General features: G+C 71.3%; 24 protein-coding genes and 1 pseudogene. 19 read left to right on the top strand and 6 right to left on the bottom strand.

The annotated features are described in order from the left end of the window. Positions 1 to 25 precede the first annotated feature (25 nt). The 4 genes and pseudogenes from aspS to A5673_RS09340 all read left to right on the top strand — a co-directional run bounded on the left by aspS (position 26) and on the right by A5673_RS09340 (position 3,934). A complete protein-coding gene (gene aspS / locus A5673_RS09355) occupies positions 26 to 1,801 on the top strand; it encodes an aspartate--tRNA ligase (protein WP_156748037.1) in 1,776 nt (591 codons plus the stop codon). Positions 1,802 to 1,876: 75 nt separating this feature from the next. Continuing rightward, positions 1,877 to 2,155: pseudogene (locus A5673_RS30590) on the top strand (PE family protein); the annotation flags it as partial. A gap of 305 nt (positions 2,156 to 2,460) precedes the next feature. Further along, on the top strand, positions 2,461 to 2,892 hold the full coding sequence (locus tag A5673_RS09345; RefSeq protein ID WP_068230321.1) for a nitroreductase family deazaflavin-dependent oxidoreductase: 432 nt from the start codon (positions 2,461 to 2,463) through the stop codon (positions 2,890 to 2,892). 10 nt (positions 2,893 to 2,902) lie between these two features. Beyond that, complete coding sequence (locus A5673_RS09340) at positions 2,903 to 3,934, top strand: aromatic acid exporter family protein (protein ID WP_068230319.1); 1,032 nt, start codon at positions 2,903 to 2,905, stop codon at positions 3,932 to 3,934. On the opposite strand, the gene A5673_RS09335 is transcribed toward A5673_RS09340, so the two are convergent. After that, entirely contained in the window at positions 3,929 to 4,318 is a 390-nt protein-coding gene (locus A5673_RS09335; RefSeq protein WP_068230381.1) for an MmcQ/YjbR family DNA-binding protein, read from the bottom strand. The genes A5673_RS09340 and A5673_RS09335 overlap by 6 nt on opposite strands. Before the next feature lie 21 nt (positions 4,319 to 4,339). Between A5673_RS09335 and A5673_RS09330 the strand changes: the two genes are divergently transcribed. Genes A5673_RS09330 through A5673_RS09320 form a run of 3 tightly spaced genes read left to right on the top strand, consistent with a single transcriptional unit; the run spans position 4,340 to position 7,022 of the window. Then, the gene (locus A5673_RS09330) at positions 4,340 to 5,323 is read left to right on the top strand and encodes a transglutaminase family protein (protein ID WP_068230313.1); all 984 of its coding nucleotides are present in this window, start codon (positions 4,340 to 4,342) and stop codon (positions 5,321 to 5,323) included. Beyond that, the gene (locus A5673_RS09325) at positions 5,316 to 6,371 is read left to right on the top strand and encodes a putative zinc-binding metallopeptidase (RefSeq protein ID WP_068230310.1); all 1,056 of its coding nucleotides are present in this window, start codon (positions 5,316 to 5,318) and stop codon (positions 6,369 to 6,371) included. Before A5673_RS09330 ends, A5673_RS09325 begins: the two co-directional genes overlap by 8 nt. Positions 6,372 to 6,380: 9 nt before the next feature. Further along, a complete protein-coding gene (locus A5673_RS09320; protein WP_068230306.1) occupies positions 6,381 to 7,022 on the top strand; it encodes a DUF6629 family protein in 642 nt (213 codons plus the stop codon). On the opposite strand, the gene A5673_RS09315 is transcribed toward A5673_RS09320, so the two are convergent. The 3 genes from A5673_RS09315 to A5673_RS09305 are packed head-to-tail and all read right to left on the bottom strand — an operon-like array spanning position 7,009 to position 13,942. After that, positions 7,009 to 9,633 carry a circularly permuted type 2 ATP-grasp protein gene (locus tag A5673_RS09315; RefSeq protein WP_068230300.1) on the bottom strand — a complete coding sequence of 875 codons (2,625 nt, stop codon included), beginning with the start codon at positions 9,631 to 9,633 and terminating at the stop codon, positions 7,009 to 7,011. The genes A5673_RS09320 and A5673_RS09315 overlap by 14 nt on opposite strands. Beyond that, positions 9,633 to 12,959: a DUF2126 domain-containing protein gene (locus A5673_RS09310; protein ID WP_068230298.1), complete on the bottom strand. Its 3,327-nt coding sequence runs from the start codon at positions 12,957 to 12,959 to the stop codon at positions 9,633 to 9,635. The genes A5673_RS09315 and A5673_RS09310 overlap by 1 nt, the downstream gene beginning before the upstream one ends. A 59-nt stretch (positions 12,960 to 13,018) precedes the next feature. Continuing rightward, the gene (locus A5673_RS09305) at positions 13,019 to 13,942 is read right to left on the bottom strand and encodes a hypothetical protein (protein ID WP_068230296.1); all 924 of its coding nucleotides are present in this window, start codon (positions 13,940 to 13,942) and stop codon (positions 13,019 to 13,021) included. A gap of 105 nt (positions 13,943 to 14,047) precedes the next feature. On the opposite strand from A5673_RS09305, the gene A5673_RS09300 reads away from it, so the two are divergent. Next, a complete protein-coding gene (locus A5673_RS09300) occupies positions 14,048 to 15,397 on the top strand; it encodes a replication-associated recombination protein A (RefSeq protein ID WP_068230293.1) in 1,350 nt (449 codons plus the stop codon). Further along, positions 15,394 to 15,732, top strand: a complete 339-nt coding sequence (locus A5673_RS09295; protein ID WP_068230290.1) for a hypothetical protein — start codon at positions 15,394 to 15,396, stop codon at positions 15,730 to 15,732. The genes A5673_RS09300 and A5673_RS09295 overlap by 4 nt, the downstream gene beginning before the upstream one ends. 129 nt (positions 15,733 to 15,861) lie before the next feature. On the opposite strand, the gene A5673_RS09290 is transcribed toward A5673_RS09295, so the two are convergent. Next, positions 15,862 to 16,485, bottom strand: a complete 624-nt coding sequence (locus A5673_RS09290) for a hypothetical protein (RefSeq protein ID WP_068230287.1) — start codon at positions 16,483 to 16,485, stop codon at positions 15,862 to 15,864. A 137-nt stretch (positions 16,486 to 16,622) separates the two neighbouring features. On the opposite strand from A5673_RS09290, the gene A5673_RS09285 reads away from it, so the two are divergent. The 10 genes from A5673_RS09285 to aroQ all read left to right on the top strand — a co-directional run bounded on the left by A5673_RS09285 (position 16,623) and on the right by aroQ (position 25,958). Beyond that, entirely contained in the window at positions 16,623 to 17,012 is a 390-nt protein-coding gene (locus tag A5673_RS09285) for a secondary thiamine-phosphate synthase enzyme YjbQ (RefSeq protein ID WP_096866117.1), read from the top strand. Between the two features lie 62 nt (positions 17,013 to 17,074). Further along, entirely contained in the window at positions 17,075 to 19,768 is a 2,694-nt protein-coding gene (gene alaS, locus A5673_RS09280; RefSeq protein ID WP_068230284.1) for an alanine--tRNA ligase, read from the top strand. Continuing rightward, positions 19,769 to 20,260: a Holliday junction resolvase RuvX gene (gene ruvX, locus A5673_RS09275; RefSeq protein ID WP_068230281.1), complete on the top strand. Its 492-nt coding sequence runs from the start codon at positions 19,769 to 19,771 to the stop codon at positions 20,258 to 20,260. Between the two features lie 55 nt (positions 20,261 to 20,315). Further along, positions 20,316 to 21,497: an endolytic transglycosylase MltG gene (mltG, locus tag A5673_RS09270; protein WP_231970978.1), complete on the top strand. Its 1,182-nt coding sequence runs from the start codon at positions 20,316 to 20,318 to the stop codon at positions 21,495 to 21,497. Next, positions 21,475 to 22,281, top strand: a complete 807-nt coding sequence (locus tag A5673_RS09265) for a shikimate dehydrogenase (protein WP_156748035.1) — start codon at positions 21,475 to 21,477, stop codon at positions 22,279 to 22,281. Before mltG ends, A5673_RS09265 begins: the two co-directional genes overlap by 23 nt. 10 nt (positions 22,282 to 22,291) lie before the next feature. Then, on the top strand, positions 22,292 to 22,702 hold the full coding sequence (locus A5673_RS09260; protein WP_068230272.1) for an A24 family peptidase: 411 nt from the start codon (positions 22,292 to 22,294) through the stop codon (positions 22,700 to 22,702). A gap of 20 nt (positions 22,703 to 22,722) precedes the next feature. Next, positions 22,723 to 23,928 carry a chorismate synthase gene (aroC, locus tag A5673_RS09255; protein WP_068230269.1) on the top strand — a complete coding sequence of 402 codons (1,206 nt, stop codon included), beginning with the start codon at positions 22,723 to 22,725 and terminating at the stop codon, positions 23,926 to 23,928. After that, positions 23,928 to 24,452, top strand: a complete 525-nt coding sequence (locus tag A5673_RS09250; RefSeq protein WP_068230266.1) for a shikimate kinase — start codon at positions 23,928 to 23,930, stop codon at positions 24,450 to 24,452. Before aroC ends, A5673_RS09250 begins: the two co-directional genes overlap by 1 nt. After that, a complete protein-coding gene (aroB, locus tag A5673_RS09245) occupies positions 24,449 to 25,534 on the top strand; it encodes a 3-dehydroquinate synthase (protein ID WP_068230263.1) in 1,086 nt (361 codons plus the stop codon). Before A5673_RS09250 ends, aroB begins: the two co-directional genes overlap by 4 nt. Continuing rightward, positions 25,527 to 25,958, top strand: a complete 432-nt coding sequence (aroQ, locus tag A5673_RS09240) for a type II 3-dehydroquinate dehydratase (RefSeq protein WP_068230260.1) — start codon at positions 25,527 to 25,529, stop codon at positions 25,956 to 25,958. Before aroB ends, aroQ begins: the two co-directional genes overlap by 8 nt. Here the strand turns inward: aroQ and A5673_RS09235 are convergent. Further along, complete coding sequence (locus A5673_RS09235) at positions 25,955 to 26,641, bottom strand: B-4DMT family transporter (RefSeq protein ID WP_068230257.1); 687 nt, start codon at positions 26,639 to 26,641, stop codon at positions 25,955 to 25,957. The two genes, aroQ and A5673_RS09235, sit on opposite strands and share 4 nt — an antisense overlap. Positions 26,642 to 26,678 lie beyond the last annotated feature (37 nt).

Below are 26,678 nucleotides of genomic sequence, written 5' to 3'. Positions count from 1 at the left end.
ACTCGTTCCAACCACGGGTAAGGGAGTGTTTGTGCTGCGCAGCCACGCCGCCGGTTCGCTGAGAAGCAGCGACGCCGGCCAGCAGGTGACGTTGGCCGGTTGGGTGGCCCGCCGCCGCGACCACGGCGGGGTCATCTTCATCGACCTGCGCGACGCCTCCGGGGTCGCCCAGGTGGTGTTCCGCGCGGCCGACGTGCTGGCCCAGGCCCACCGGTTGCGCGCCGAGTTCTGCGTCGCGGTCACCGGCGTCGTCGAGATCCGCCCGGAGGGCAACGCCAACCCGGAGATCGCGACCGGCGACATCGAGGTCAACGCGACCTCGCTGAGCGTGCTGGGGGAGAGCGCGCCGCTGCCGTTCCAGCTGGACGAGCCGGCCGGCGAGGAGCTGCGGCTGAAGTACCGCTACCTCGACCTGCGCCGCGACGGCCCGGCCGCGGCAATTCGCCTGCGCTCCAAGGTGAATGCCGCCGCGCGTGCGGTGCTGGCGCGGCACGACTTCGTCGAGATCGAGACGCCGACGATCACCCGCTCGACCCCGGAGGGGGCGCGCGACTTCCTGGTCCCGGCCCGCCTGCACCCGGGCTCGTTCTACGCCCTGCCGCAGAGCCCGCAGCTGTTCAAGCAGTTGCTGATGGTGGCCGGGATGGAGCGCTACTACCAGATCGCCCGCTGCTACCGCGACGAGGACTTCCGCGCCGACCGCCAACCCGAGTTCACCCAGCTCGACATGGAGATGAGCTTCGTCGACGCCGAGGACATCATCGCCGTCTCCGAGGAGATCCTGACCGCGCTGTGGGAGCTGATCGGCTATCGGATTCCGACGCCGATCCCGCGGATCAGCTACGCCGACGCCATGCGCCGGTTCGGCTCCGACAAGCCCGACATGCGGTTCGCCCTCGAGCTGGTCGAGTGCACGGAGTTCTTCAAAGGCACCACCTTTCGCGTCTTCCAGGCGCCGTACGTCGGCGCGGTCGTCATGCCCGGCGGGGCCTCGCAGCCGCGGCGCACCCTGGACGGCTGGCAGGAGTGGGCCAAGCAGCGCGGGCACCGGGGCCTGGCCTACGTGCTGGTCGGCGACGACGGCGAGCTGGCCGGCCCGGTGGCCAAGAACCTGTCCGACGCCGAGCGCGGCGGGCTGGCCGGGCACGTCGGCGCCAAGCCGGGTGACTGCATCTTCTTTTCGGCCGGCCCGGCGAAGTCGTCGCGGGCGCTGCTGGGCGCCGCGCGCGGCGAGATCGCCAGGCGGCTGGACCTGATCGACCCGGACGCGTGGGCGTTCGTGTGGGTGGTCGACCCGCCGCTGTTCGAACCCGCCGAGGACGCCACCGCGGCCGGCGACGTGGCGGTGGGCGCCGGGGCGTGGACGGCCGTGCACCACGCGTTCACCTCGCCCAAGCCCGATTTCGAGGATGCGGTCGACAAGGATCCCGGCGGCGTGCTGGCCGACGCGTACGACATCGTCTGCAACGGCAACGAGATCGGCGGCGGCTCGATCCGTATCCACCGCCGCGACATCCAGGAGCGGGTGTTCGCGGTGATGGGCCTGGACAAGGCCGAGGCGGAGGAGAAGTTCGGATTCCTGTTGGAGGCGTTCATGTTTGGCGCGCCGCCGCACGGCGGCATCGCGTTCGGCTGGGACCGGATCAACGCGCTGCTATCCGGCGTCGACTCGATCCGCGAGGTGATCGCCTTCCCGAAGACCGGCGGCGGCGTCGACCCACTCACCGACGCGCCGGCCCCGATCACCGCCCAGCAGCGCAAGGAGTCCGGGATCGACGCCAAGCCGGAGCCCAAAAGTTAGGTACTCGATTACTCGACACCTCCCCAAGGCCCCTTGCTACGTTGCCACCAGGGGCTAGTTGCGAGGTGGACCGACATGTCGTTTGTGATCGCGGCGCCGGAGATAATGGCCTTGGCCGCAACGGATTTGGCTGCCGTCGGCACCAACGTCAGCGCGGCCCACGCCGCCGCGGCACCCGTGACGACGCGGGTGTCGGCCGCAGCCGGCGACGAGGTGTCGGCGGCCATCGCGGCGGTGTTTTCCGGTCATGCCCAGGCGTACCAGGGGCTGGCCGGCCGGGCGGCGGCCTTCCAGGACCAGTTCGTGGCGACCCTGAAAACCAGCGCCGGTTCCTACGCCGGTGCCGAGGCCGCTGCCGCCCCATCGCTGCGGCCGCAGGCAGCGCCAGTCGACTTTTTGGCGGGCGTGATGAACCAGCTCTCCTACCTCGCGGCCAACCCGATCGCGATACCCGTGATTCTGGTTGTCCTCGGCGTTTTGGCCTACATCGTGGTCGCCCTCGTGGTGCTGAACTTGCTGGCCGGGCTGGTTGGCTTGTTGCCGCCGCAGTTGCTGGCGTTGCTGCCGCCGTGGTTGGCTGATTTGGCTCTGGTGGCGTAGCGGGATGCGCCCGGCGAGCAGTCCGGAATAGATGCCGAGCTGGGAGAGGTTGAGCGGGCATGACCGAAATGCCTGACACCGGCACCATCAACGCGTTCAACACGAGCATCATCGACGAATTCCGGGCCAACCAGGGCAAGGTCGGCGGCCAGTTCGAGGGCGCCGACCTGTTGCTGCTCACCACCACGGGCGCCAAGTCCGGCCAGCCGCGGATCAACCCGCTGGCCTACTTCCGCATCGACGGCAAGCTGATCATCATCGGGTCGTTCGCCGGCGCCCCCGTCAACCCGGCCTGGGTGCACAACCTGCGGGCCAACCCGGCGGCGCGCGTCGAGATCGGCACCGACGCGTTCGACGTGACCGCCCACGAGCTGCCGCAGGCCGAGCGCGACGCCCTCTTCGAGAAGGTCGCCGCCGCGGCGCCGGGGTTCGCCGAGTACCAGTCCAAGACCAGCAGGGTCATTCCGCTGTTCGAGCTGCGGCCGGCCTAGCCCGCGAGCGATGAAACGAGCAGCGCGCGCCGGCCTCAAACGGCTTAGCGCGCTGTGGTTCTACCTCGTCCAGACGTCGGTCGCGGCGGGCCTGTCCTGGTACCTCGCGCACGACCTGCTCGGCCACCCGCAGCCGTTCTTCGCGCCGATCGCCGCCGCGGTGTCGCTGTCGATCAGCAACGTGCTGCGCGCCATGCGCGCCGTGCAGATGATCTTCGGCGTGATTCTGGGGATCGGCGTGGGCCTGGCGGTGCAGGGTGTGCTCGGACCGGGTGCGCTCGCCATCGGGGTCGCGGCGTTCCTCGCGCTGTGCATCGCGGTGTTCATCGGCCACGGCTTCATCGGGCAGGGGATGATGTTCGCCAACCAGACCGCCATCTCCGCGATCCTGGTGCTGGCCCTGTACCGCACCAACGTCGGCTTCGAGCGCACCTACGACGCGCTGATCGGCGGCCTCGTGGCGATCTTCTTCGCCGTGCTGCTGTTCCCGGCGGATCCCTTGGCGCTGCTGCGCAGCGCCCGCGTCGGCGTGTTGGGCGTGCTGCACGGCGTCCTGACACGCGCGGCGGACCTCGCCGCCGGGCGCAGGGAGACCCCACCCGACTGGCCGCTGTCGGCCGTCGACCACGTGCACGCCCAGCTGGGCGGGCTCCTCGAGGCGCGCACCACCGCCCGCCAGGTGGTGCACATCGCGCCGCGGCGCTGGGCCCTGCGCGCTGCGGTGCGGGCCGCCGATCACCAGGGGGTGCACGTGGCGCTGCTCGCCGGCTCGGTGCTGGAGCTGGCCCGGGCCGTCGCCCCCGGCGTGGAGGGCTGCCGCGCCGAGCTTCCGCAGCCGGTGCACAGCGCGCTGGTGGTGCTCGCGGCCGCGACGGCCCTCGCCGACTCCGACCCCGCCGGGGCGTGCGCCTACACCGCGTCCGCGCGCCACCACGCCTTTCAGCTGCACGCGGACGCCCGGGAGAGGACCCTGGTGGTGCTCGCCGACGCCGTCCAGGCCTGCGTCGACGACCTGCAGCGGGTCATCGACCTGCGCTCATAGCGAGTCGGCCAGGTACTCCTGGACGAGTTTCTTCGGCGCCTGCGTCAGCCAGGCCTCGGTGATCACCTCCACGAGATCGCGCACCCCGATCTCGCCCAGCCTGATCAGCACCGCCGGATAGCCTTCGAAATGCGGGGTGGTGAAGTAGACCTCGGGCTCGTCGGCGATCAACGCGAACTTGACGCCCTCGTCGGAGACGCGAACGCCGAGGATGTCGCCCTCGGGCGGCTCGACGCCGCTGTCCGCCAGCGCCTGGCGGTCCGACAGGCGCAGTGGCCGCTCCCACGCCAGCAACTTCTTGCCGACCCGCCACTCGTGCGGTGACGGCTCGGAGGTAAGTGCCAGCTCACCAACGATGCGGGCGACGTCGCTCCACGTGGCCACGCTTTCGATTGTGCTCCCGAAATGGCGCGCTTGGCTCGCGATCGGCAAACGGGGTGTGGTGGGATCAGCCTTGTGTCAGAAGGCCAGGCCCGCCGGCATCGGGTCACCCATCGCACCGAGTACCGCTATTCCGACGTCGTGACCAGCTCTTATGGGCGCGGCTTCCTCACGCCGCGGGACTCACAACGCCAGCGGTGCGTCGCGCATGTGCTGACCATCGACCCGGCCCCCGCCGACAGCTCCACCAGCGTCGACAGCTACGGGAACGTCAGCTCCTACTTCCACGTCACCGAGCGGCACCAGGCCCTGACGATCACCAGCGACTCCATCGTCGACGTGTATCCGCCGCCCCCGGAGCGGTACAGCAGCGGCCCCGCACTGCAGCCGTGGGAGGCGGCCCGGCCGGCCGGGCGCCGGGGAGCGCTGGCGACCGAGTTCGCCCTCGACCTGAACCCGCCGGAGATCACTGACGAGGTGCGCGACTACGCGGCGCCCAGTTTCGCGCCCGGGCGCCCCCTGGTCGAGGTGCTGCGCGACCTCACGTCGCGGATTTTCGCCGACTTCACCTACCGCTCGGGGTCGACCACGATTTCCACCGGGGTCAACGAGGTTCTGGCGGCCCGGGAAGGGGTATGTCAGGACTTTGCAAGGCTGGCGATCGCCTGCCTGCGAGCCAACGGTCTGGCGGCCAGCTACGTGTCCGGTTATCTGGCCACCGACCCGCCCCCGGGAAAGGATCGGATGATCGGTATCGACGCCACCCACGCCTGGGCGGCGGTGTGGACCCCGCAGGAGCCGGGCCACTTCGAGTGGCTGGGGCTCGATCCCACGAACGACCAGCTGGTCGACGAGCGCTACATCATCGTGGGGCGCGGGCGCGACTACGCCGACGTCCCGCCGCTGCGCGGCATCATCTACACCAACTCCGAGCACAGCGTGATCGACGTGGCCGTCGACGTGGTGCCCTACACGGGCCCTATTGAAGGCAACACCCTGCATGCGTGACTTCCACTGCCCCAACTGCGGCCAGCGCCTGACGTTCGAGAACTCCGCCTGCCTGGCGTGCGGCAGCGCGCTGGGCTTCTCGCTCGAGCAGATGGCCCTGCTGGTGATCACCGACGGCGACGACGCGGACCGCGCCGGGTTCGTCAGCGCCGCCGAATACGAGCTGTGCGCCAATCGCCATCTCGCCGAATGCAATTGGCTGGTCCCCACCAAACTCCCCGGCGGGCTGTGCACGTCGTGCGCGCTCACGCTGGAGCGGCCCAATGACGCCGACACCGAGGGCCTGGCCGCGTTCGCCCGCGCCGAGGCGGCCAAGCGGCGGCTGATCGCCGAGCTGCACGAGATGAAGTTGCCGATCGTCGGGCGCGACCGCGACCCGGACTACGGGCTGGGCTTCCGGCTGCTGTCCAGCGCGCACGAGAAGGTGTTCACCGGCCACGAAAACGGTGTCATCACACTGGATCTCGCCGAGGGCGACGACGTGCACCGCGAGCAGCTGCGGGTCGAGATGGAGGAGCCCTACCGGACGCTGCTCGGGCACTTTCGCCACGAGGTCGGGCATTACTACTTCTACCGGCTGATCACCCCGTCGAGCGAATACGTGGCGCGGTTCAACGAGCTGTTCGGCGATCCCGACGCGGATTACCAAGAGGCGCTGGACCGCCACTACGACGAGGGTGCTCCCGACGGTTGGCAGGAAAGCTTCGTGTCGTCGTACGCGACCATGCACGCCGCCGAGGACTGGGCCGAGACGTTCGCCCACTACCTGCACATCCGCGACACCCTGGATACCTCGGCGTGGTGCGCATTCGCGCCGGCATCGGCGACCTTCGACCGTACCCCGTTGGGCCCCAGCGCCTTTCCGACCATCATCGAGATGTGGCTGCCGTTGTCGTGGTCGCTGAACATGGTGAACCGCTCGATGGGACACGACGACCTGTACCCGTTCGTGCTGCCGGTGGCCGTGCTGGACAAGATGCAGTTCATCCACGAGGTGATCGACGAGGTGACCTCGGAGCTGAGCGGGCCTGCGGCGGTCGCGGGCTAGGCTGCGGCGATGTGCTTTTCGATCACCGCGGACCTCGTGGTGGGGACCGCCCTGGTGCCGGTCGCGGTGGCGACGCTGCGCGAGGTGAAGCACTGGCGCGAACTGCCGTTTGCGTTGCTGCCGACGGTCTTCGCGGTCCACCAGTTCCTCGAGGCGGCCGTGTGGCCCAATCGGTTTGTCCCCGCCGGGATGGCTCACTTCGCGATGTACGCCTATGTCTTCATCGCGCTGCCGTTGCTTCCCGCGCTGGTCCCGGTGGCGGTGTTGCTGCTCGAGCCCCGCGGCGCCCGGCTGCGGGTGGCGCCCTTCGTGGTGCTCGGCGCCGTCGTGTCGGCCTACCTGGCCTACGTCGTGCTCACCAAACCGGTTGGGGTGCAACAATGCCCCCACGCGCTGGAATACCAGACCGGGTCCCACAACAGCTACTTCTGGGCGGTGCTCTACGTCCTCGCCGTCATCGGACCGGCCCTGCTTTCGGGCTATCGCTCCATCGTCGTGTTCGGGTTGGCGAACCTGGTGGGGCTGGTCGTCGTCGCCATCCTGTACCTACAGGCGTTCGCGTCGCTGTGGTGCATCTACGCCGCGATGATGTCGGTCCTGGTGTTGGTGCACATGGTGCGTCGTCGGCGGCTGGCCGTTAGGCCGGCATGACACGGCGCACGTCGGGGCCCCACAGCGGCTGAATGCCGCCCGGCAACCGCAACTGCGTCTCGGCGATCACCTCGGCCAGGTCGCGCAGCTCGGAGTGGATGGCGTCGAGCAGTTCGGCCAGCTCCGCGCGGCGGCCGTCGGTGACCGCCTCCAGCTCCTCGGGGTGCGAGCGGCGCAACAGGGTGCCGATCTCTTCCACCACCCGCTCGGGGCGCGACGACCCCGACGCGCTGGGCAGGTCCTTGAGGTCGGTCCGCAGCCGCTCCACCTGATACAGCAGCGACCGCGGGTTGGTGGTGTCGTAGAGCATCAGCTCGGCCACCGCGGCCACGCTGACCTTGCCCACGGTGCGGCGCCGGTAGCTCACCGAGGACTCGCAGGCCACCAGCGTCGCCTCGATGATGGTCTGCTCGGCGGGCGCGCCGCGGACGTCGGTCAGCGTCGCGCGCAACAGCGCGGTCAGCCACAGGCCGCGTTCGATGCGTTTGCCGATGTCCATCATCGTCCAGCCCACGTCGCGCACCATCGACTCGCCGGCCACCCCCGACAGCGTCAGCATCCCGGCCAGCGTCTGCGCCTGGGCCGCGGCGAGCAGGGCGTCGGCCTCGGCCAGCGAGTCCGGCGGGTCCGGCCGCAGCGCCATCGCGCGCTCCACCCCGGCCAGCACCGGCCACGTGTCGTTGGACAACTGGTCGCGCACCGCCCGGGCGGCCAGCGCCAGCCCCTCCACCGACTGCACCAGGGAGCCGGACCGGTGCGGGTCCACCGTCAGCGACCACAGCGTCGAGGGCGCGACGGCGATCATTTCGGCCCCATCGCCGCCAAACCCGGTGTCGTTGCCGGTGATCCGGCCCAGCGCGGCCATCAGCACCGGCACGCACTCGGACTCCTCGATGTCCTGGTGGTGGCGGTAGACGTGGAAGCGGTCGCGGGCGACGATCAGCAGCCGGGCCATCTGCTCGGCGCGCTCGCCGTAGCGCCCCATCCAGAACAGGTCGGACAGCACGCGCGGCGAGCTGACGCCCCAAGTGCCCGCGGCGGTCTTCGCCGGTTCCGGCGCCGACGGGAGCTGGACCGTCTCGGCCCGCGCGCGTTCGGTCGGGCGCACCCAGACATCCTTCGCCGCAACGGTTTTCAGTGTATAGGCGGCCGGGCCGGGGGCCAGCACGTAGCCGGCGCCGCCGATCATGGGCGCATAGCCGCCGCGCTGGGCGACCGTGAACAACCGCATGCCGACCCCGGCCGACGACAGCACGCCGGCGTGGTCGGTGGGCGCCGACGAGAACTGCGGCAGCTCCTGGCCGACCCATTGCCACGGCATGTCCTCGACGCGCGCCGCCAGCTCGGCCAGTTGCACCGACGAAAGCGTCGGTCCAACAAGGGTTTTCCCGCCGACGGTCGACTTGATCAACAGCGACGACAGGTTGGCCAGCAGGTGCGAGCGCTCGCTCGCCACGCCGCCCCAGTAGACCGGCGCGGACTGCAGCAGCGGCTCCTCGCCGAGCAGTCGCTGCGCCAACTCGGGCAGAAACCTCAGCAGCCCGGGGCTTTCCAGGATGCCGCTGCCCAGCGTGTTGACGACGGTCACCGTCCCTCGGTGCTGCGCCTCCACCAGGCCGACCACCCCGATCCGCGAATCGGCGCGCAGGTCCAGCGGGTCGGTGTACTCGGCGTCGACCCGGCGCAGCACCACGTCGACGCGTTTGAGCGTGCCCAGCGAGCGCATCCACAGCTTGCCGTCGCGCACAACCAGGTCCGCGCTCTCCACCAGCGGGAAGCCCAGCAGGGTGGCCAGATACGCCTGGTCGAAGGCGGTCTCCGAATAGATGCCGGGGGACAGCACCACGACGACCGGGTCCTGGGCGACGTCGGGCGCGGCGTCGATGAGCGCCAGCCGCAACGCCTGCGCGAACGGCGTCGTCGGCCGCGGCGCGATCCGTTCGTAGAGGTCCGGGATCGAGTGCGCGACCACGCGCCGGTCGGCCAGCGCGTACCCGGCGCCCGAGGGGGCCTGCGTCCAGTCGGCGTTGACCTGAAAGCCGCCGTCCGGCTGCCGGCTGACGTCGCAGGCGTGCATGAACAGCTGGTGGTGGCCGGGAACCTCGATGCCGTTGGCGGGCCGCACGTAACCGGGATGGGCGAACACCAGCTGCGGCGGCAGGACGCCCTCGGTGAGCAGCGCGCGGGGCCCGTACAGGTCGGCCAGCACCGCGTCGAGCAGGCGCGACCGCTGCACCAGCCCGGCCTCCAGGACCTCCCAGTCGGCGGCGGAAACCACGATCGGCAGGGCGTCCAGCCGCCAGGGCCGGGGCTCCAGGGCGTGGCCCGCGTCGATCTCGGTGTAGGTGATCCCGTCGTTGTCGATCAGGCCGTCCACCACCGAGCGAAGCCGGTTGAGCCCGGCCCGCCCGCGGTCGGCGACGGCGTCGGCCAGCTCCGACCAGGCCGGTCGCACGTTGCCCTCGCCATCGACGAACTCGTCGTAGCCGATCCCGGGGCCGTGCCGCAGGTCGAAGAGCGCCTCCTGGGCCCGCGCGGTCCGGTACCCCGCCAACAAGCGGTCGGCGTCGTAGTGCCCGCCGCCGTCCAGTGCCGTGTGGGGAAGCGCCATCACTGCTGCACGGTACGGACGCGCCGCAGATCGAGGATGCCCGGCGCGCCGATGTCGGTGAGGTTCCTGGCCTGGCGTTCCCGGATGGCGGCCAGGTCGAGCTTGCCCGGGGTGAAGCCGGTGGCCTCGAAGCGGCGGGCGCGGCGCGACTCTGCCTCGACGGCGTTGACCGGCGGCTCGTCGTAGGCGCGGCCGCCGGGGTGGGCGACGTGGTAGGTGCAGCCGCCGCGCGACGTGCCGGTGGTGAGGTCGACCAGCTCGAACTGCAGCGGGACGTCGGTGCTGATGGTCGGGTGCAGCGCGCTGGGCGGCTGCCAGGCCTTGAACCGCACGCCGCCGACGTGGATGTCGGGGTTGTCGGTGGCCAGCAACGGCACCGGGTAGCCGTTGGCCGTCACGACGTAGCGGTGCCGGTCGGCGCCGATGATGCGGATCTGGATGCGTTCGACCGACGAGTCGACGTAGCGCGCGGTGCCGGTGGCGGTGGACTCCTCCCCGAGGGTGTTCCACGGCTCGATCGCCCCGCGCAGCTCGATCTCCACGCCGTCGAAGACGGCGGTGCCGATGCGCGGGAAGCGGAACTCGGTGAACGGGTCCAGCCAGCTGGTCTCGAAGGGTACCCCGTGCGCGCGCAGGTCGGCGGCGACGTCGGCGATGTCATGAATCAGGAAGTGCGGCAACAGGTATCGCCCATGCAGGTTGGCTCCGTGGCGGATCAGCGGGGCGCGCAGCGGTTCGTCCCAGAACCACGCCACCAGCGAGCGCACCAGCAGCGACTGCACCATCGCCATGCGCAGGTGCGGCGGCATCTCGAAGCCGCGCAGCTCCAGCAGACCGAGCCTGCCGCGCGGGCCGTCGGGGCTGTACAGCTTGTCGATGCAGAACTCCGCGCGATGGGTGTTGCCGGTGATGTCGGTGAGCAGGTGGCGCAGCGCGCGGTCGGTCACCCACGGCTTCGCGGCCCCGCCGGCGCTGAGCCGGGCGATCTCGGCGAACGCGATCTCGAGCTCGTAGAGCGCCTCGGAGCGCCCCTCGTCGACCCGGGGCGCCTGGGACGTGGTGCCGACGAACCGCCCGGCGAACAGGTAGGACAGCGACGGGTGGCGCTGCCAGTAGGTCAGCAGCGACACGAGCAGGTCGGGGCGGCGCAGCAGCGGCGAGTCGGCGGGCGTCACGCCGCCGAGCGTGATGTGGTTGCCCCCGCCGGTGCCGCCGTGGGTGCCGTCGACGTCGAACGACTCGGTGGACAGCCGCGCCAGGCGGGCCTGTTCGTACAGGCTCTCCAGCAGCTGGGTCTGTTCGGAGAAGCTGGCGGTGGGCGGGACGTTGACCTCGATGACGCCCGGGTCGGGGGTGATCGTGACCGACCGCAGCCGCGGGTCCGGCGGGGGGCCGTAGCCCTCGATCACCACCGGGCAGTCCGCCTTGGCCGCGGCGGCCTCGACCCGGGCGACGAGGTCCACGAAGTGTTCCAGGGCCTCGGTGGGCGGCAGGAAGACGTACAGCAGGCCCCCGTGACCCGAATGGCGGACCTCGGCGACCATCGCGGTCGGCGGCGCCGAGCCGGGCTCGGTGACGACGGCATCACTCGTGGCGTCCGCCGCGAGTTCGCCTCCCACGCTCAGGGGATCGGCGTCGAACCTCGGGCGCGGCGGTCGCCAGCTGATCGAATCCAGCGGCAGACGCAGACCCGCCGGGGAATCGCCTTCCAGCAACACGATCCGGCCGCGGCGCAGCCGCCAGTTCGCGCTGGCCCAGCCCAGGTCGTCGTCGCGGCGGTGCAGCGGCAGCACGAAAGCGGCCGGGGCCGTGGTGGATTCGTCGAGGCGCGCCAGCAGCTCGGCGCGCCCCTCGGCCGTGTCCGAGCCGAGGTCGTCGCCCGCTTTCACGGGGTCGCCGTGGGGCTTGCGCACCTTGGCGGCCAGCCGGGCCAGCGGGTCCTCGTAGGCCGGGCGCACCTGGGAGGGCGGCAGCCCGAAGCCGTCGGCCACCCAGGAGAGCACGTCGCAGGCCGCGTCGGCCTCCACCAGGCCCGGCGACCCGTCCCAGGGGTCGGCCAGCAGCGCGGCGTCGGCCCACAGCGGCCGCCCGTCGGTGCGCCAGTAGAGCGCAATCTGCCAGCGCGGCAACGGTTCTCCGGGATACCACCGGCCCTGACCGCGCTGGATCAGCCCCTGGGGGGCCCACGCCTGTTTGAGCCGGGCGGCCAGATCGGAGGCGCGCTGGCGCTTGTGCGGGCCGTCGGCCGCGGTCGTCCACTCCTCATCGACCTGGTTGTCGACCGAGACGAACGTCGGCTCCCCGCCGACCGTCAGCCGGACGTCGGCGGCGGCCAGTCGCTCGTCGACGCGCCGCCCGACGTCGCAGATCGTCCGCCAGGCCTCGTCGGGGTAGGGCAACGTGACGCGCGGGTCCTCGTGCACGCGGGTGACGGTGTTGGAGAACTCCAGGATCGACTCGCAGGGTTCGGTGCCGCCGCTGATGGGCGCCGCGGTCGCCGGGTGCGGCGTGGCCGCCAGCGGGATGTGACCCTCGCCGGCGAACAGCCCGGACGTCGGGTCCAGGCCGATCCAGCCCGCGCCGGGGATGTACACCTCGGTCCACGCGTGCAGGTCGGTGAAGTCGGCGGCCGGTCCCGACGGGCCGTCGAGCGCCTCGACGTCGGACGCCAGCTGCACCAGGTAGCCCGACACGAACCGGGCGGCCAGCCCCAGCTGCCGCAGGATCGAGACCAACAGCCACGCCGAGTCCCGGCACGAGCCCACCCCGTTGCGCAACGTGAAATCGGGGGTCTGCACACCGGGTTCCATCCGCAGGCTGTAGGCGACGTCGGCGTTGACGGCGCGGTTGAGCGCGACCAGGAAGTCGATGGTGCGGGTGCCGTCGCGGACGGTGAAGTTCTGCAGCCACGCCCGCACCAGCTCGCCGGGTCCGGAGCCGACACCGTCCTCGTCGACGGGCCGCAGGTAGGGCTTGAGGTCGTCGGCCAGCGCCGTGGGGTAGGTCCATCCGCCGGCGGGCCACGTCTCGGCCCAGTCCTCGATGAAGAAGTCGAACGGGTTGATCACCTTGAGGTCGGCGATGAGTCCGACCGTGATGGTCAGCCGGCTCATCGGGTTCGGAAACACCAGCCGGGCAAGGAAATTGCCCACCGCGTCCTGCTGCCAGTTGACGAAGTGGTCGTTCGGCTCGACCCGCAACGAGTAGGCCTCGATGGCCGTGCGGGAGTGGGGCGCCGGGCGCAGCCGCACCACATGCGGGTACACCCGGACCAGGCGGTCAAAGGTGTAGCTGGTGCGGTGCTCCAGCGCAACTTTGATGCTCACCCGCTGATTGCATCACACGCGCCACAAGCCTGCAGCGCAGCGAGATTCGGCGGACGCGCCTACCCGAACTGGGGGCCCGGCGGCGGGCCGGGTGGCGGTCCGGGGTGGTAGCCGCCGCCCGGTTGCTCCAGCGGGACGACCTGGCTGCCGGACAGCTTGCGGTAGCTGTAGGTCAGGACCAGCGCGGCGACGGGCCCGCCGACGAGCAGCCCCACGCCGCAGAGCACCGTGCCGACGACGACCGCGGCCACCTGCACCAGCCACGCCAGCAGGGCGTTGGCGAAGTTCGACGAGACGGTCGAGAAGCTCGACTTCAACGCGTCGATCGCGCCCTGCGACCGATCGATGACGAACGGGATGGTGAACTGCGCGAAGAGGCCCAGGATGAGGCCGGGCAGGACGAAGCACGCCGAGGCGATCGAGGTCAGGATCCCCACGATGATCCCGGCGAGGATCACCATGCCGAGGTTGCGCGGCTTGAAGAACGAGCCGATGCTCACCGGCCGTCCGTCGGCGAGGTCGAGGCATCCGGTCAGGAACGCCGCCTCGCCGAAGATGCCGATCGCGTAGACGAGGATGTAGCCGACGATCATGACGGCCAACCCGGCCGCGCTGATGTTCGCCGTCGTGGTGGCGTAGCCGTCGGAGTTGGTCGTGGTGGTGGTCGAGCCCATGCTGCCGCCGATGGGGATCAGGGCGTACGCGGCGCCGAACACCAACCCGTAGATGAGGGCGGACACCACCAGCGGCATGGCGTTCTGGGTGAACTTGCCCCACGCCCAGCTGAACGCCTCGCCGACGCTGAACTGCGGGCCCTGCGGCCCGAGCGGGCCGCCGTAACCGGGCTGCGGCGGGTAACCCGGTTGCGGTGCGCCGTAACCGGGGGGTGGCGGCGGCGGTGCGCCGTAGCCGGGCGGCGGCGGGTAGCCGGGAGGGCCCTGACTTGGGACGTTCTGGCCTGGGTATTCGGGAGGCTGGCTCATGTCCGTCCTAGCTGTTGGATTCAACTTGTGGGCACGCGCGTCCAAACTCGGCAAACCGGAACTTAGCAAACAAGTGACCGGACCGCGCTGTCGGCACGACGTGGTATGCCTGAAACCGTGTCCGACGGTCTGTTTGACCTCCCCGGCGCACCGCAGACAACCGACCACGGCCTAGGCGTGTCGGCCGGTGCGCCGCTGGCCGTGCGGATGCGGCCGGCCTCGCTGGACGAGGTGGTGGGGCAGGACCACCTGCTGACCCCCGGGTCGCCGCTGCGCCGGCTGGTAGAGGGCTCGGGCATGGCGTCGGTCATCCTGTACGGCCCGCCGGGCAGCGGAAAGACGACGCTGGCCGCGCTGATCTCGCAGGCCACCGGGCGCCGGTTCGAGGCGCTGTCGGCGCTGTCGGCCGGGGTCAAGGACGTTCGGGCCGTGATCGATGTGGCGCGACGGGCCCTGTTGAACGGCGAGCAGACCGTCCTGTTCATCGACGAGGTGCACCGGTTCTCCAAGACCCAGCAGGACGCCCTGCTGTCCGCCGTGGAGAACCGGGTGGTGCTGCTGGTGGCCGCGACCACCGAAAACCCGTCGTTCTCCGTGGTGGCGCCGCTGCTGTCGCGGTCGCTGATCCTGCAGCTGCGGCCGCTGACGTCCGACGACGTCCGCACCGTCGTCCAGCGCGCCGTCGAGGACCCGCGCGGCCTGGGCGGGAAGGTCGCCGTCGCGCCCGAGGCCGTCGACCTGCTGGTGCAGCTGGCCGCGGGCGACGCCCGCCGCGCCCTGACCGCGCTGGAGGTGGCCGCCGAGGCGGGCGAAGCCGTCAGCGTCGAGATCATCGAGCAGTCCCTGGACAAGGCCGCGGTGCGCTACGACCGCGACGGCGACCAGCACTACGACGTCGTCAGCGCCTTCATCAAGTCGGTGCGCGGCTCCGACGTGGACGCCGCGCTGCACTACCTGGCCCGCATGCTGGTCGCGGGGGAGGACCCGCGGTTCGTCGCGCGCCGGCTGATGATCCTGGCCAGCGAGGACATCGGCCTGGCCGACCCCACCGCGCTGCCGACCGCGGTCGCCGCCGCCCAGACCGTGCAGCTGATCGGCATGCCCGAGGCGCAGCTGACGCTGGCGCACGCCACCATCCACCTGGCCACCGCGCCGAAGTCGAACGCGGTCACCACCGCGCTGGCGTCCGCGATGGACGACATCAGGGCGGGCAAGGCCGGGCTGGTGCCGCCCCACCTGCGCGACGGGCACTACTCCGGTGCCGCGGGGCTGGGCAACGCCCAGGGCTACCGGTACTCCCACGACGATCCCGATGGCGTTGTGGGGCAACAATATCCGCCCGACGAGCTGGTCGGGGTGGACTACTACCGGCCCACCGGACGCGGCGCCGAACGCGAGCTGGCCGGCCGGCTGGACCGGCTGCGCGCCATCATCCGCAAGAGGGGACGGTCATGACGAAGACGTTTACCGACGAGGAGATGGGCCGGCTGCTGCCCACCGCCAAGCCCTACAGCGTGGTGATCCTCAAGCGCGGCCCGCGCTTCGGCGACGAGTCGTCACCGGGGCTCATCTGGGAGCACGGCCGGCGCAACTTCGGCCTGCGCGACGACGGCGTGCTGGCGGTGGTGTTGCCGGTCACCGACGAATCCGATGTCTGCGGCATCGGGGTGTTCGCCGCGACGGTCGAGGAGACCGCCGGGCTGATGAACGACGACCCGGGGGTGGCGGCCGGGGTGTTCACCTACCAGGTGCACCCGTGCCGCGGATTCCCGGGTGACGCGCTGCCCTGAGCGGTCGCAGCGGCCGTGAGTGTGATCTGACGGCTTTGACTGTGTCTCTACGGCGGAGATTTCGCGGAATTCCCGCCGTGGACACACCCTGAAAGCCCTGGCTACACACTCAAGACGGCCCGGCCTGCCCTAGACGAGCTCCGGCACCCGCAGGTGGGCGATCGCCAGTTCGAATTCGGCGACGTCGACGATCTCGGCGCCCAGGTCCCGCGCGCGGGAGCTGCGCAGCTCGGTGGCCCGGTCGCGGTTGCGGGCCATCGCGTCCATGCTGTCGAACGTCGAGCAGGACACCGCCCGCCGGCACGCGGGGTGATCGACCATCAGGCTGGCGCTGCAGAACCCGTCGAGCTGCTCCATCTCCGGCAGCAGCGAGGACCGGTAGAAGTCCAGCGACCGGCTCAGCTGGTCGGGGACCACCTTGAGCCAGGTCGCCCGCACGCACGCCCCGTCGGCGGAGTGGTGGTCGCGGTGCAGCAAAGCGATGTCCCACTCTTCGACCTTGGCGCTGCCGTCGAACATCAAGGCGGCGCGATCGCGGACCGGCGCCACCCGCTCGGCGCTGGCGCGCATCGACTCCATCGTTTGCCAGGCGCTGGTGGCGATGCATCTGCCGGACTGGCGGTCCACCAGCAACGACAACCCGACATACCCGTTCATCTCCTGCAACGCGGGCATGACGACGTCGCGGACGTGCGCGATGCCGATGTCGACCGACAGGGGTTGCGCCTGGATGGTGGTTGAGCGTGCGTACACGATCGACCCCTCCCTAATGTCGGGGCAGCGCCCCGGTGGCGCCACCGGTCCCACCCGATACCTTCCTCCTAGGAGGCAATCCGCCGCAATGGCCGTCCAGCTGACCTGGCCGTAGGCTGGACCGGGTGCATACCGATGTGCTGGAGGTGGACACCGCGCGCCGCCGCGTCGTCGACCTGACGGATGCGGTGCGCCGGTTCTGCTTCAGCTACGGCGACGGCCTGTGCAACGTGTTCGTCCCGCACGCCACGGCGGGGGTCGCGATCATCGAGACCGGCGCCGGCTCCGACGACGACCTGGTCGACACGCTGGAACGGCTGTTGCCGCGCGACGACCGCTACCGGCACGCGCACGGCTCGGCGGGCCACGGCGCCGACCACGTGCTGCCGGCCATCGTCGCGCCGTCGGTGACGGTGCCGGTCGCCAGCGGCGACCCCCAGCTGGGCACGTGGCAAAGCATCGTGCTGGTGGACCTCAACCGGGACAACCCGCGGCGGTCGGTGCGGTTGAGCTTCCTGGAGGGCTAGCTGTCTAGGCTGGGAATCCCCGATCAAGGCAAGTAGAAGCGACAGGAAGAAGCGGACTCAAAGTGCAGACACACGAGATCAGGAAGCGATTCCTCGATCATTTCGTGAAGGCGGGCCACACCGAGGTGCCGAGCGCGTCGGTGATCCTCGACGACCCCAACCTGCTGTTCGTCAACGCCGGCATGGTGCAGTTCGTGCCGTTCTTCCTGGGCGCGCGCACCCCGCCGTACGCGACGGCCACCAGCATCCAGAAGTGCATCCGCACCCCCGACATCGACGAGGTGGGCATCACCACCCGGCACAACACCTTCTTCCAGATGGCCGGAAACTTCTCGTTCGGCGACTACTTCAAGCGCCGCGCGATCGAACTGGCCTGGTCGCTGCTGACCGGTCCCATCGCCGACGGCGGCTACGGCCTGGACCCGAATCGGTTGTGGGCCACCGTGTTTCACGACGACGACGAGGCCGTGGCGCTCTGGCAGGAGATCGCCGGCCTGCCGGCCGAGCGGATCCAGCGCCGCGGCATGGCCGACAACTACTGGTCGATGGGCATCCCCGGGCCGTGCGGGCCGTCGTCGGAGATCTACTACGACCGCGGGCCGGGGTTCGGCCCCGAGGGCGGCCCCGTCGCCAACGAGGACCGCTACCTCGAGGTCTGGAACCTGGTGTTCATGGCCAACGAGCGCGGCGAGGGCAGCACCAAGGAGGACTATCCCATCCTCGGGCCGTTGCCGCGCAAGAACATCGACACGGGCATGGGCGTCGAGCGGATCGCGCTGGTGCTGCAGGGCGTGCACAACGTCTACGAAACCGACCTGCTGCGGCCGATCATCGACCTGGTCGCCACGCGGGCCCCGCGCGGTTATGACGTCGGCAGCCACGAGGACGACGTCCGCTACCGCGTCATCGCCGACCACAGCCGCACCGCGGCGATCCTGATCGGCGACGGCGTCAGCCCGGGCAACGACGGGCGCGGCTACGTGCTGCGCCGGCTGCTGCGCCGGGTGATCCGGTCGGCCAAGCTGCTGGGCATCGAGGACCCGATCGTCGGCGACCTGATGGCCACCGTGCGCGACTCGATGGGCCCGTCGTATCCCGAGCTCGTCACCGACTTCGACCGGATCCGGCGCATCGCCGTGGCCGAGGAGACGGCCTTCAACCGGACGCTGTCGTCTGGTTCGCGGTTGTTCGACGAGGTGGTCAGCGCGACGAAATCGTCTGGCGCCAAGGTGGTCTCGGGCTCCGACGCGTTCACCCTGCACGACACCTACGGCTTCCCGATCGAGCTGACCCTCGAGATGGCCTCCGAGGCCGGCCTGCAGGTCGACCAGGGCGGCTTTCACGAGCTGATGCTGCAGCAGCGCCAGCGCGCCAAGGCCGACGCCGCCGCGCGCAAGCATGCGCACGCCGACCTGAGCGCCTACCGCGAGCTGGTCGACGCCGGGCCGACCGAGTTCACCGGGTTCGACGAGTTGACCTCCGAGGCAAGGATTTTGGGGATCTTCGCCGACGGCAAGCGGGTGCCGGTGGTCGCCCACGGCTCGCAAGGGGAGGGACGCGTCGAGCTGGTGCTGGACCGCACCCCGCTCTACGCCGAGTCCGGCGGGCAGATCGCCGACGAGGGCAGCATCAGCGGAACCGGGGCCAACGGGAGCGCCCGCGCGGCCGTCACCGACGTCCAGAAGATCGCCAAAACGCTGTGGGTGCACCGGGTCAACGTGGAGTCCGGGGAATTCGTCGAGGGCGACACCGTCGTCGCCGCCGTGGACCCGGACTGGCGCCGGGGGGCCACCCAGGGGCATTCGGGCACCCACATGGTGCACGCCGCGCTGCGACAAGTGCTGGGCCCCAACGCGGTTCAGGCCGGATCGCTGAACCGGCCGGGCTATCTGCGGTTCGACTTCAACTGGCAGGGGCCGCTCTCCGAGGACCAGCGCACCCAGATCGAAGAGGTCACCAACGAGGCCGTGCAGACCGACTTCGAGGTGCACACCTTCACCGAGAAGCTGGAGAAGGCCAAGGCGATGGGGGCGATGGCGCTCTTCGGCGAGGCCTACCCCGACGAGGTGCGGGTGGTGGAGATCGGCGGGCCGTTCTCGCTCGAGCTGTGCGGCGGCACCCACGTGCACAACTCGGCGCAGATCGGTCCGGTGACCATCCTGGGCGAGTCGTCGATCGGCTCCGGGGTGCGCCGGGTGGAGGCCTACGTCGGGCTGGAGTCGTTCCGGCACCTGGCCAAGGAGCGCGCGCTGATGGCCGGGCTGGCGTCGTCGCTGAAGGTGCCGTCCGACGAGGTGCCGGCCCGGGTGGCCAACCTGGTCGACCGGCTCAAGGCGGCCGAGAAGGAACTCGAACGCGCCCGGCTGGCGAGCGCCCGCGCCGCCGCGACCAACGCCGCCGCCGGCGCGGAGCGGATCGGTAACGTGCGTGTGGTGGCGCAGCGGATGTCCAGCGGGATGACGGCGGCCGACCTGCGTTCCCTGGTCGGCGACATCCGCGGCAAGCTCGGCAACGACCCGGCCGTGGTGGCGCTGATCGCCGAAGGCGACGGCGGGACGGTGCCGTACGTGGTCGCCGCCAATCGGGCCGCCCAGGATCTTGGAATCAGCGCCAACGACCTGGTCAAAGAGTTCGGCGTGGAGGTCGACGGCCGCGGTGGCGGCAAGGGCGACCTGGCGCAGGGTTCAGGAAAAAATCCCACCGGAATCGACGCCGCGCTTGCTGCAGTGCACAGGGCGATAGCGCGGGTCGGTTGAGTGGTCTTGACACAGCACCGCCTCCCCGACCGGCCCGGCGATCCCGATCAGGACCCCGGCCGAGGGAGGAGCCTGGGCGTCGACGTCGGCAGCGTGCGCATCGGCGTGGCCGCCAGCGACCCCGACGGCATCCTGGCCACCCCGGTGGAAACCGTGCGCCGCGACCGCTCCGGCCGGCACCTGCGCCGGCTCGCTGAGCTGGTCGCCGAACTGGAGGCGGTCGAGGTGATCGTCGGGCTGCCGCGGACGCTGGCCGATCGGACCGGGCCGTCGGCCCGGGACGCGATCGAGCTCGCCGAGGCGCTGGGCCGCCGGATCGCGCCCGTCCCGGTGCGGCTGGCCGACGAGCGGTTGACCACCGTCAGCGCCCAGCGATCGCTGCGGGCCGCCGGCGTGCGGTCCCGAGCGCAGCGGTCGGTGATCGACCAGGCGGCGGCGGTGGCGATCCTGCAGAGCTGGCTGGATGCGCGCAGGGGAGCGAGCCGTGGTTGACAGCGCGCGGCGCCAGCGCGCCGATCCCAGCCCGGTCGGGCCGCCCCGGCGCCGGATGAGCCGGGTGGACCGGAACCGGGCCGACCGTGGCAAGAAGCGGCGGCGCGTCGCCGGCCGGGTCACCCTCGCGGTGCTCGTCGTGATCGCGGTCGTCGCGGTCTTCGTCGGCACCCGGCTGTGGAACACGGTGTTCGGTTCCGGCGACGACTACACCGGAAACGGCAAGCGCGACATCGTGATTCAGATCCAGTCCGGCGACTCGACAACGATGGTCGGGGAGACGCTGCACAACCAGGGAGTGGTCGCCACGGTGCGCGCGTTCGTCAACGCCGCCCACGGCAACGCCGCGATCAACTCGATCCAGCCCGGCTTCTACCGGATGCGCACCGAAATTCCGGCGGCCAACGCCGTCGCGCGGCTGGCCGACCCGAACAGCCGGGTGGGGCGGCTCGTCATCCCGGAGGGCCGTCAGCTCGACGACACCACCGACATGAAGACCAACAAGGTGAACCCTGGCATCTTCACGCTGATTTCGCGGGCCACCTGCGTGGACCTCGACGGCAACAAGCGCTGCGTCTCGGTGGACGACCTGCGCGCGGCGGCGTCCAACGCCGCGCCGACCACCCTGGCGGTGCCGCCGTGGGCGGTCGAGCCGGTCACCGAGCTGGGCACCGACCACCGCCGGATCGAGGGCCTGATCGCGCCGGGGACCTTCAACGTCGATCCCTCCTCCTCGGGCGAGAGCATCCTGACGAGCCTGATCGGCGCGGGCGCCGTGGAGTACGCGAAGTCGGGTTTGGTGGACTCCGCGCAGGCCATGGGCCTGTCGCCCTACGACATCCTGGTGGTGGCCTCGCTGGTGCAGCAGGAATCCAACACGCAGGACTTCCCGAAGGTGGCGCAGGTCATCTACAACCGGCTGCACGCGCACCACACGCTGGAGTTCGATTCGACCGTGAACTACCCGCTGGACCGCCGCGAGGTCGCCACCACCGACGCCGACCGCGGCCAGCGGACCCCGTGGAACACCTACGTGTCCCAGGGCCTGCCCGCGACCGCGATCTGCTCGCCCGGCGTCGACGCGCTGCGCGCCGCGGAGCACCCGGAGCCGGGGGACTGGCTGTACTTCGTCACCATCGACGCCCAGGGCACGACGCTGTTCACGAAGGACTATCAGCAGCATTTGGCCAATATCGAGCTGGCTAAGCGCAACGGTGTGCTCGACTCGGCCCGCTAGGAGGGCGGGGGTGCTGGGCCGCCCCATCGCCCACTCGCGCTCCCCGGACCTGCACCTGGCCGCCTACCGCGCGCTGGGCCTGGACGGCTGGACGTACGAGCGCATCGACTGCGGCGCCGAGGAGCTGCCGGGCGTCGTCGGCGGCTTCGGGCCGGAATGGGTCGGCGTCTCGGTCACCATGCCGGGCAAGTTCGCCGCGCTGCGCTTCGCCGACGAGCGCACCGCGCGCGCGGAGCTCGTCGGGTCGGCCAACACCCTGGTGCGCACGCCGACGGGCTGGCGGGCCGACAACACCGACGTCGACGGCGTCACCGGCGCCCTGGGGTCGGCCTCGGGACGCGCGCTGGTCTGTGGATCGGGCGGCACCGCCCCGGCGGCCGTCGTGGGCCTTGCCGGGCTCGGCGTCACCGGCATCACGGTCGTGGCGCGCGACCCGGGCAAGGCGGCGCGGTTGACCGACCTGGGCGCCCGCGTCGGCGTCGAGGCCCGGTTCTGCGGCCTGGACAGCGAGGGGCTCGCCGGCGAGGTCGCGGGCGCGGAGGTGCTGGTCAGCACCATCCCCGCCGACGTGGCCGCGCGGTACGCCGCCACGCTGGCCCCGATCCCCGTGCTGCTGGACGCCGTCTACGACCCGTGGCCAACCCCGCTGGCCGCCGCCGTCGGCGCCGCCGGCGGCCGGGTGATCAACGGCCTGCAGATGCTGCTGCACCAGGCCTTTTCCCAGGTCGAGCAGTTCACCGGGCTGCCCGCGCCGCGAGCGGCGATGGCGGCGGCGCTGCGCTAGCCTGCCGCGCATGGCCGCAACGGTCGTGTTGCTCTGGATGGGCGCTCTGAGCTGCTACGACGTCCGGCGACGCCGGCTGCCCAACGCGTTGACGCTGCCGGGCGCGGCCGTGATCCTGCTGGGCGCCGCGGTGGCCGGCCGGGGGCTGCCCGCGCTCGCCGGCGCGGCGGCGCTGAGCGGGACGTACCTGCTGGTCCACCTGCTGGCGCCGACGGCGATGGGGGCCGGCGACGTCAAGCTGGCGGTCGGGCTGGGCGGGCTCGCCGGCTGCTTCGGCGCCCCGGCGTGGTTCCTGGCGGCGCTCGGCGCGCCGCTGCTCACCGCGCTGGTCGGGGTGCTGCGTGGCGTGCGCGCGGTGCCGCACGGGCCGGCGATGTGCCTGGCCACCGCCGGGGCCGTGGGCCTGGCCGTTCTGCGCTGAGCCCGTGGGAGAATAGCCGGGTGTTGCGCTGGATCACCGCCGGAGAATCCCATGGCCGCGCGCTGGTGGCCGTGGTCGACGGCATGGTCGCCGGCGTGGAGGTCACCTCCACCGAGATCGCCGACCAGCTGGCCCGGCGCCGCCTCGGCTACGGCCGCGGCGCGCGGATGAAGTTCGAGCGCGACGCGGTGACCATCCTGTCCGGGATCCGTCACGGCGTCACGCTCGGCGGGCCCATCGCCGTCGAGATCGGCAACACCGAGTGGCCGAAGTGGGAAACCGTGATGGCCGCCGACCCCGTCGACCCGGCCGAACTGGAAAACAGCGCCCGCAACGAAGCGCTGACCCGCCCGCGGCCCGGCCACGCCGACTACGCCGGGATGCTCAAGTACGGCTTCGACGACGCGCGGCCGGTGCTGGAGCGGGCCAGCGCCCGCGAGACGGCCGCCCGCGTCGCGGCCGGCACCATCGCGCGGTCGTTTCTGCGCCAGGCGCTGGGCGTCGAGGTGCTCTCGCACGTCGTGTCGATCGGCCCGTCGGCGCCCTACGACGGGCCGCCGCCGCGCCCGGAGGACCTGGCGGCCATCGACGACAGCCCGGTGCGCGCGTTCGACCAGGCCGCCGAGGCGGCCATGATCGCCGAGATCGAGGCGGCGAAGAAGGACGGCGACACCCTCGGCGGCGTGGTCGAGGTGGTGGCGCTGGGCCTGCCGGTGGGGCTCGGCTCGTTCACCAGCGGCGACAATCGGCTGGACAGCCAGCTGGCCGCCGCCGTCATGGGCATCCAGGCGATCAAGGGCGTCGAGATCGGCGACGGTTTCGAGACCGCGCGCCGCCGCGGCAGCCGCGCGCACGACGAGATGTACCCGGGACCCGACGGCGTCGTCCGTTCCACCAACCGCGCCGGCGGGCTGGAGGGCGGCATGACCAACGGCCAGCCGCTGCGGGTGCGCGCGGCGATGAAGCCGATCTCCACCGTGCCGCGGGCGCTGGCCACCGTCGACCTGGCGACCGGCGACGAGGCCGTCGCGATCCACCAGCGCTCGGACGTGTGCGCGGTGCCGGCCGCCGGGGTGGTCGTCGAGACCATGGTGGCGCTGGTGCTGGCCCGCGCGGCGCTGGAGAAGTTCGGCGGCGACTCGCTGACCGAGACCCGCCGCAACATCGAGTCCTACCGGCGCGCGGTCGCCGACCGGGAAGCGCCGGCCGCGCGCGGTACCGCGTGATGGCCCCCAAGGCGGTGCTGGTCGGGCTGCCGGGCTCGGGCAAGTCCACCATCGGGCGGCGGCTGGCCAAGGCCCTCGGCGTCGGCCTGCTCGACACCGACGCGGCGATCGAGCAGCGCACCGGCCGCACCATCGCCGACATCTTCGCCACCGACGGGGAGCCGGAGTTCCGCCGCATCGAGGAGGAGGTGGTGCGCGCGGCGCTGGCCGACCACGACGGCGTCGTCTCGCTCGGCGGCGGCGCGGTCACCAGCCCCGGGGTCCGCGACGCGCTCGCCGGGCACACCGTCGTCTACCTGGAGATCGGCGCCCGCGAAGGGGTGCGGCGCACCGGCGGCGGCGCCGTGCGGCCCCTGCTGGCCGGGCCCGACCGCGCCGAGAAGTACCGGACCCTGTTGGCCGAGCGGGCCCCGCTGTACCGGCGCGTCGCGACCATCCGCGTCGACACCAACCGCCGCAACCCCGGCGCGGTGGTGCGGCACATCGTTTCGCGGCTGCAGACGCCGAGCGAGGCCGCCACGTGACCGACGACGGGCCGGTCACCGTGTACGTGGCCGTCGACGAGCCGTACCCGGTGCTCATCGGCACCGGCGTGATGGGCGAGCTGGAAAGCCTGCTCGCCGGCCGGCACCGCGTCGCGATCCTGCATCAGCCGGTCATGGCCGACGCCGCCGAGTCCATCCGAGCCCGGTTGGCGGACAAGGGGATTGACGCACACCGCATCGAGATCCCGGACGCCGAGGCCGGCAAGGACCTGCCCGTTGTGGGATTCGTCTGGGAAGTGTTGGGCCGCATCGGAATCGGGCGCAAGGACGCCCTGGTCAGCCTCGGCGGGGGCGCGGCCACCGACGTCGCCGGTTTCGCGGCGGCGACCTGGCTGCGCGGCGTCGACATCGTCCACGTGCCCACCACGTTGCTGGGCATGGTCGACGCGGCCGTCGGCGGCAAGACCGGCATCAACACCGAGGCGGGCAAGAACCTGGTCGGGGCGTTTCACCAGCCGCTGGCCGTGCTCGTCGACCTGGCGACGTTGAAAACGTTGCCGCGCAACGAGCTTGTCGCCGGTATGGCGGAGGTGGTCAAGGCGGGCTTCATCGCCGACCCGGTCATCCTGGACCTGATCGAGGCCGACCCGCAGGCCGCCCTCGACCCGGAGGGCGAGGTGCTGCCGGAGCTGGTCCGGCGCGCGATCGCCGTCAAGGCCGAGGTGGTGGCCGCCGACGAGAAGGAGTCCGAGCTGCGCGAAATCCTCAACTACGGGCACACTTTGGCGCACGCGATCGAGCGCCGGGAGCGCTACCGGTGGCGGCACGGCGCCGCGGTGTCGGTGGGCCTGGTGTTCGCCGCGGAGCTGGCCAGGCTGGCCGGCCGGCTCGACGACGACACCGCGGCGCGCCATCGCACCATCCTCGCCTCGCTCGGCCTGCCGGTCGGCTACGACGCCGACGCGCTGCCGCAGTTGCTGGAATACATGGCCGGGGACAAGAAGACCCGCGCCGGCGTGCTGCGCTTCGTCGTCCTCGACGGGCTGGGGAAGCCGGGCCGGTTGACGGGGCCCGACCCGTCGCTGCTGGCGGCGGCGTACTCGGGGATGGCCCATGAGTAACACGGTGCACGTCATCAACGGCCCCAACCTGGGGCGGCTCGGCCGGCGCGAACCCGACGTGTACGGGGACACGACGCACGACCAGCTGGCCGCGGCGATCGAGCGCGAAGCCGCCGCCCTCGGCCTGAAAGCCGTGGTGCGGCAAAGCGATAACGAAGCGCAGCTGCTGGACTGGATCCATGCGGCCGCCGATGCCGGCGAGCCGGTGATCCTCAACGCCGGCGGGCTCACCCACACATCGGTGGCGCTGCGCGACGCGTGCGCCGAGCTGAGCGCGCCCCTGATCGAGGTGCACATCTCCAATGTGCATGCGCGCGAAGAGTTTCGGCGCCACTCCTACATCAGTCCGGTCGCGACCGGCGTGATCGTCGGGCTCGGCATCCAGGGCTACCTGCTGGCCCTGCGCTACCTGGCCGGGAATTAACCCTTTTCCGGCTCCTCGCCCGGCTTGGCGTGCTTGATCTCGTCGGTGCGGATCACCTCGGTCTTGGCGTCGTCGCCCGCCGTCGGGATCGTTTCGGTGGGCGCGTCGCGCTCGGCCGTCGCGATCGACCCGGTGCGCTCCTCGGCCTGGGCCCCGGGGGCCGTCTGTGCGGGGATCTCGCCGGTGGGCGTCTCGTCGCCGCGGACGGCCGAGAAGACGTCGGTGTCGGCCCGCTCCTCGTCGCCGCCGTGCGGGCGGGGTGGCGGGTTGCGGTCGATGCGCCAGCGGCCCACGGCCACACCGATGATCCCGGGCACGAAGACGAGCAGCGCGGTGAACGCCGCGAACGTCGTCACCTCGTTGATCAGGCCCCCGGTGTACAGCCCCTGGTAGAACAGCGCGATGAGCCAGGAGACGGCGCCGCTGAGGATGCCGGCCAGCAGGCCGGCCAGCAGCCAGGTCATCGCCAGGTCCTGGCGGCGATCCGGATCCGGCTGGGCCGTGGCGTCCGCCCGCCCGTCGAGCACCCCCCAGATGACCACGCCGATCACGAACAGGATCAGCAGCACGATGCTGATCAGACCGGCCTGTGTCTGCCACGCGTTGATGAGCGCACCTTGCAGCAATCGAAGTACCACCATGGCCGCGGCGAACACCAATCCGCGCAGCATCCAGTTCCTCATGAAGGAAAAGCGTAGCGAGTACCGTCAAGGGTCGTGA

The organism is Mycobacterium sp. E3198 (assembly GCF_001667015.1).
Lineage (GTDB): Bacteria > Actinomycetota > Actinomycetes > Mycobacteriales > Mycobacteriaceae > Mycobacterium.
Note: the sequence above shows the minus strand (reverse complement) of the source record. Positions and strands in the feature narration are given on the sequence as shown.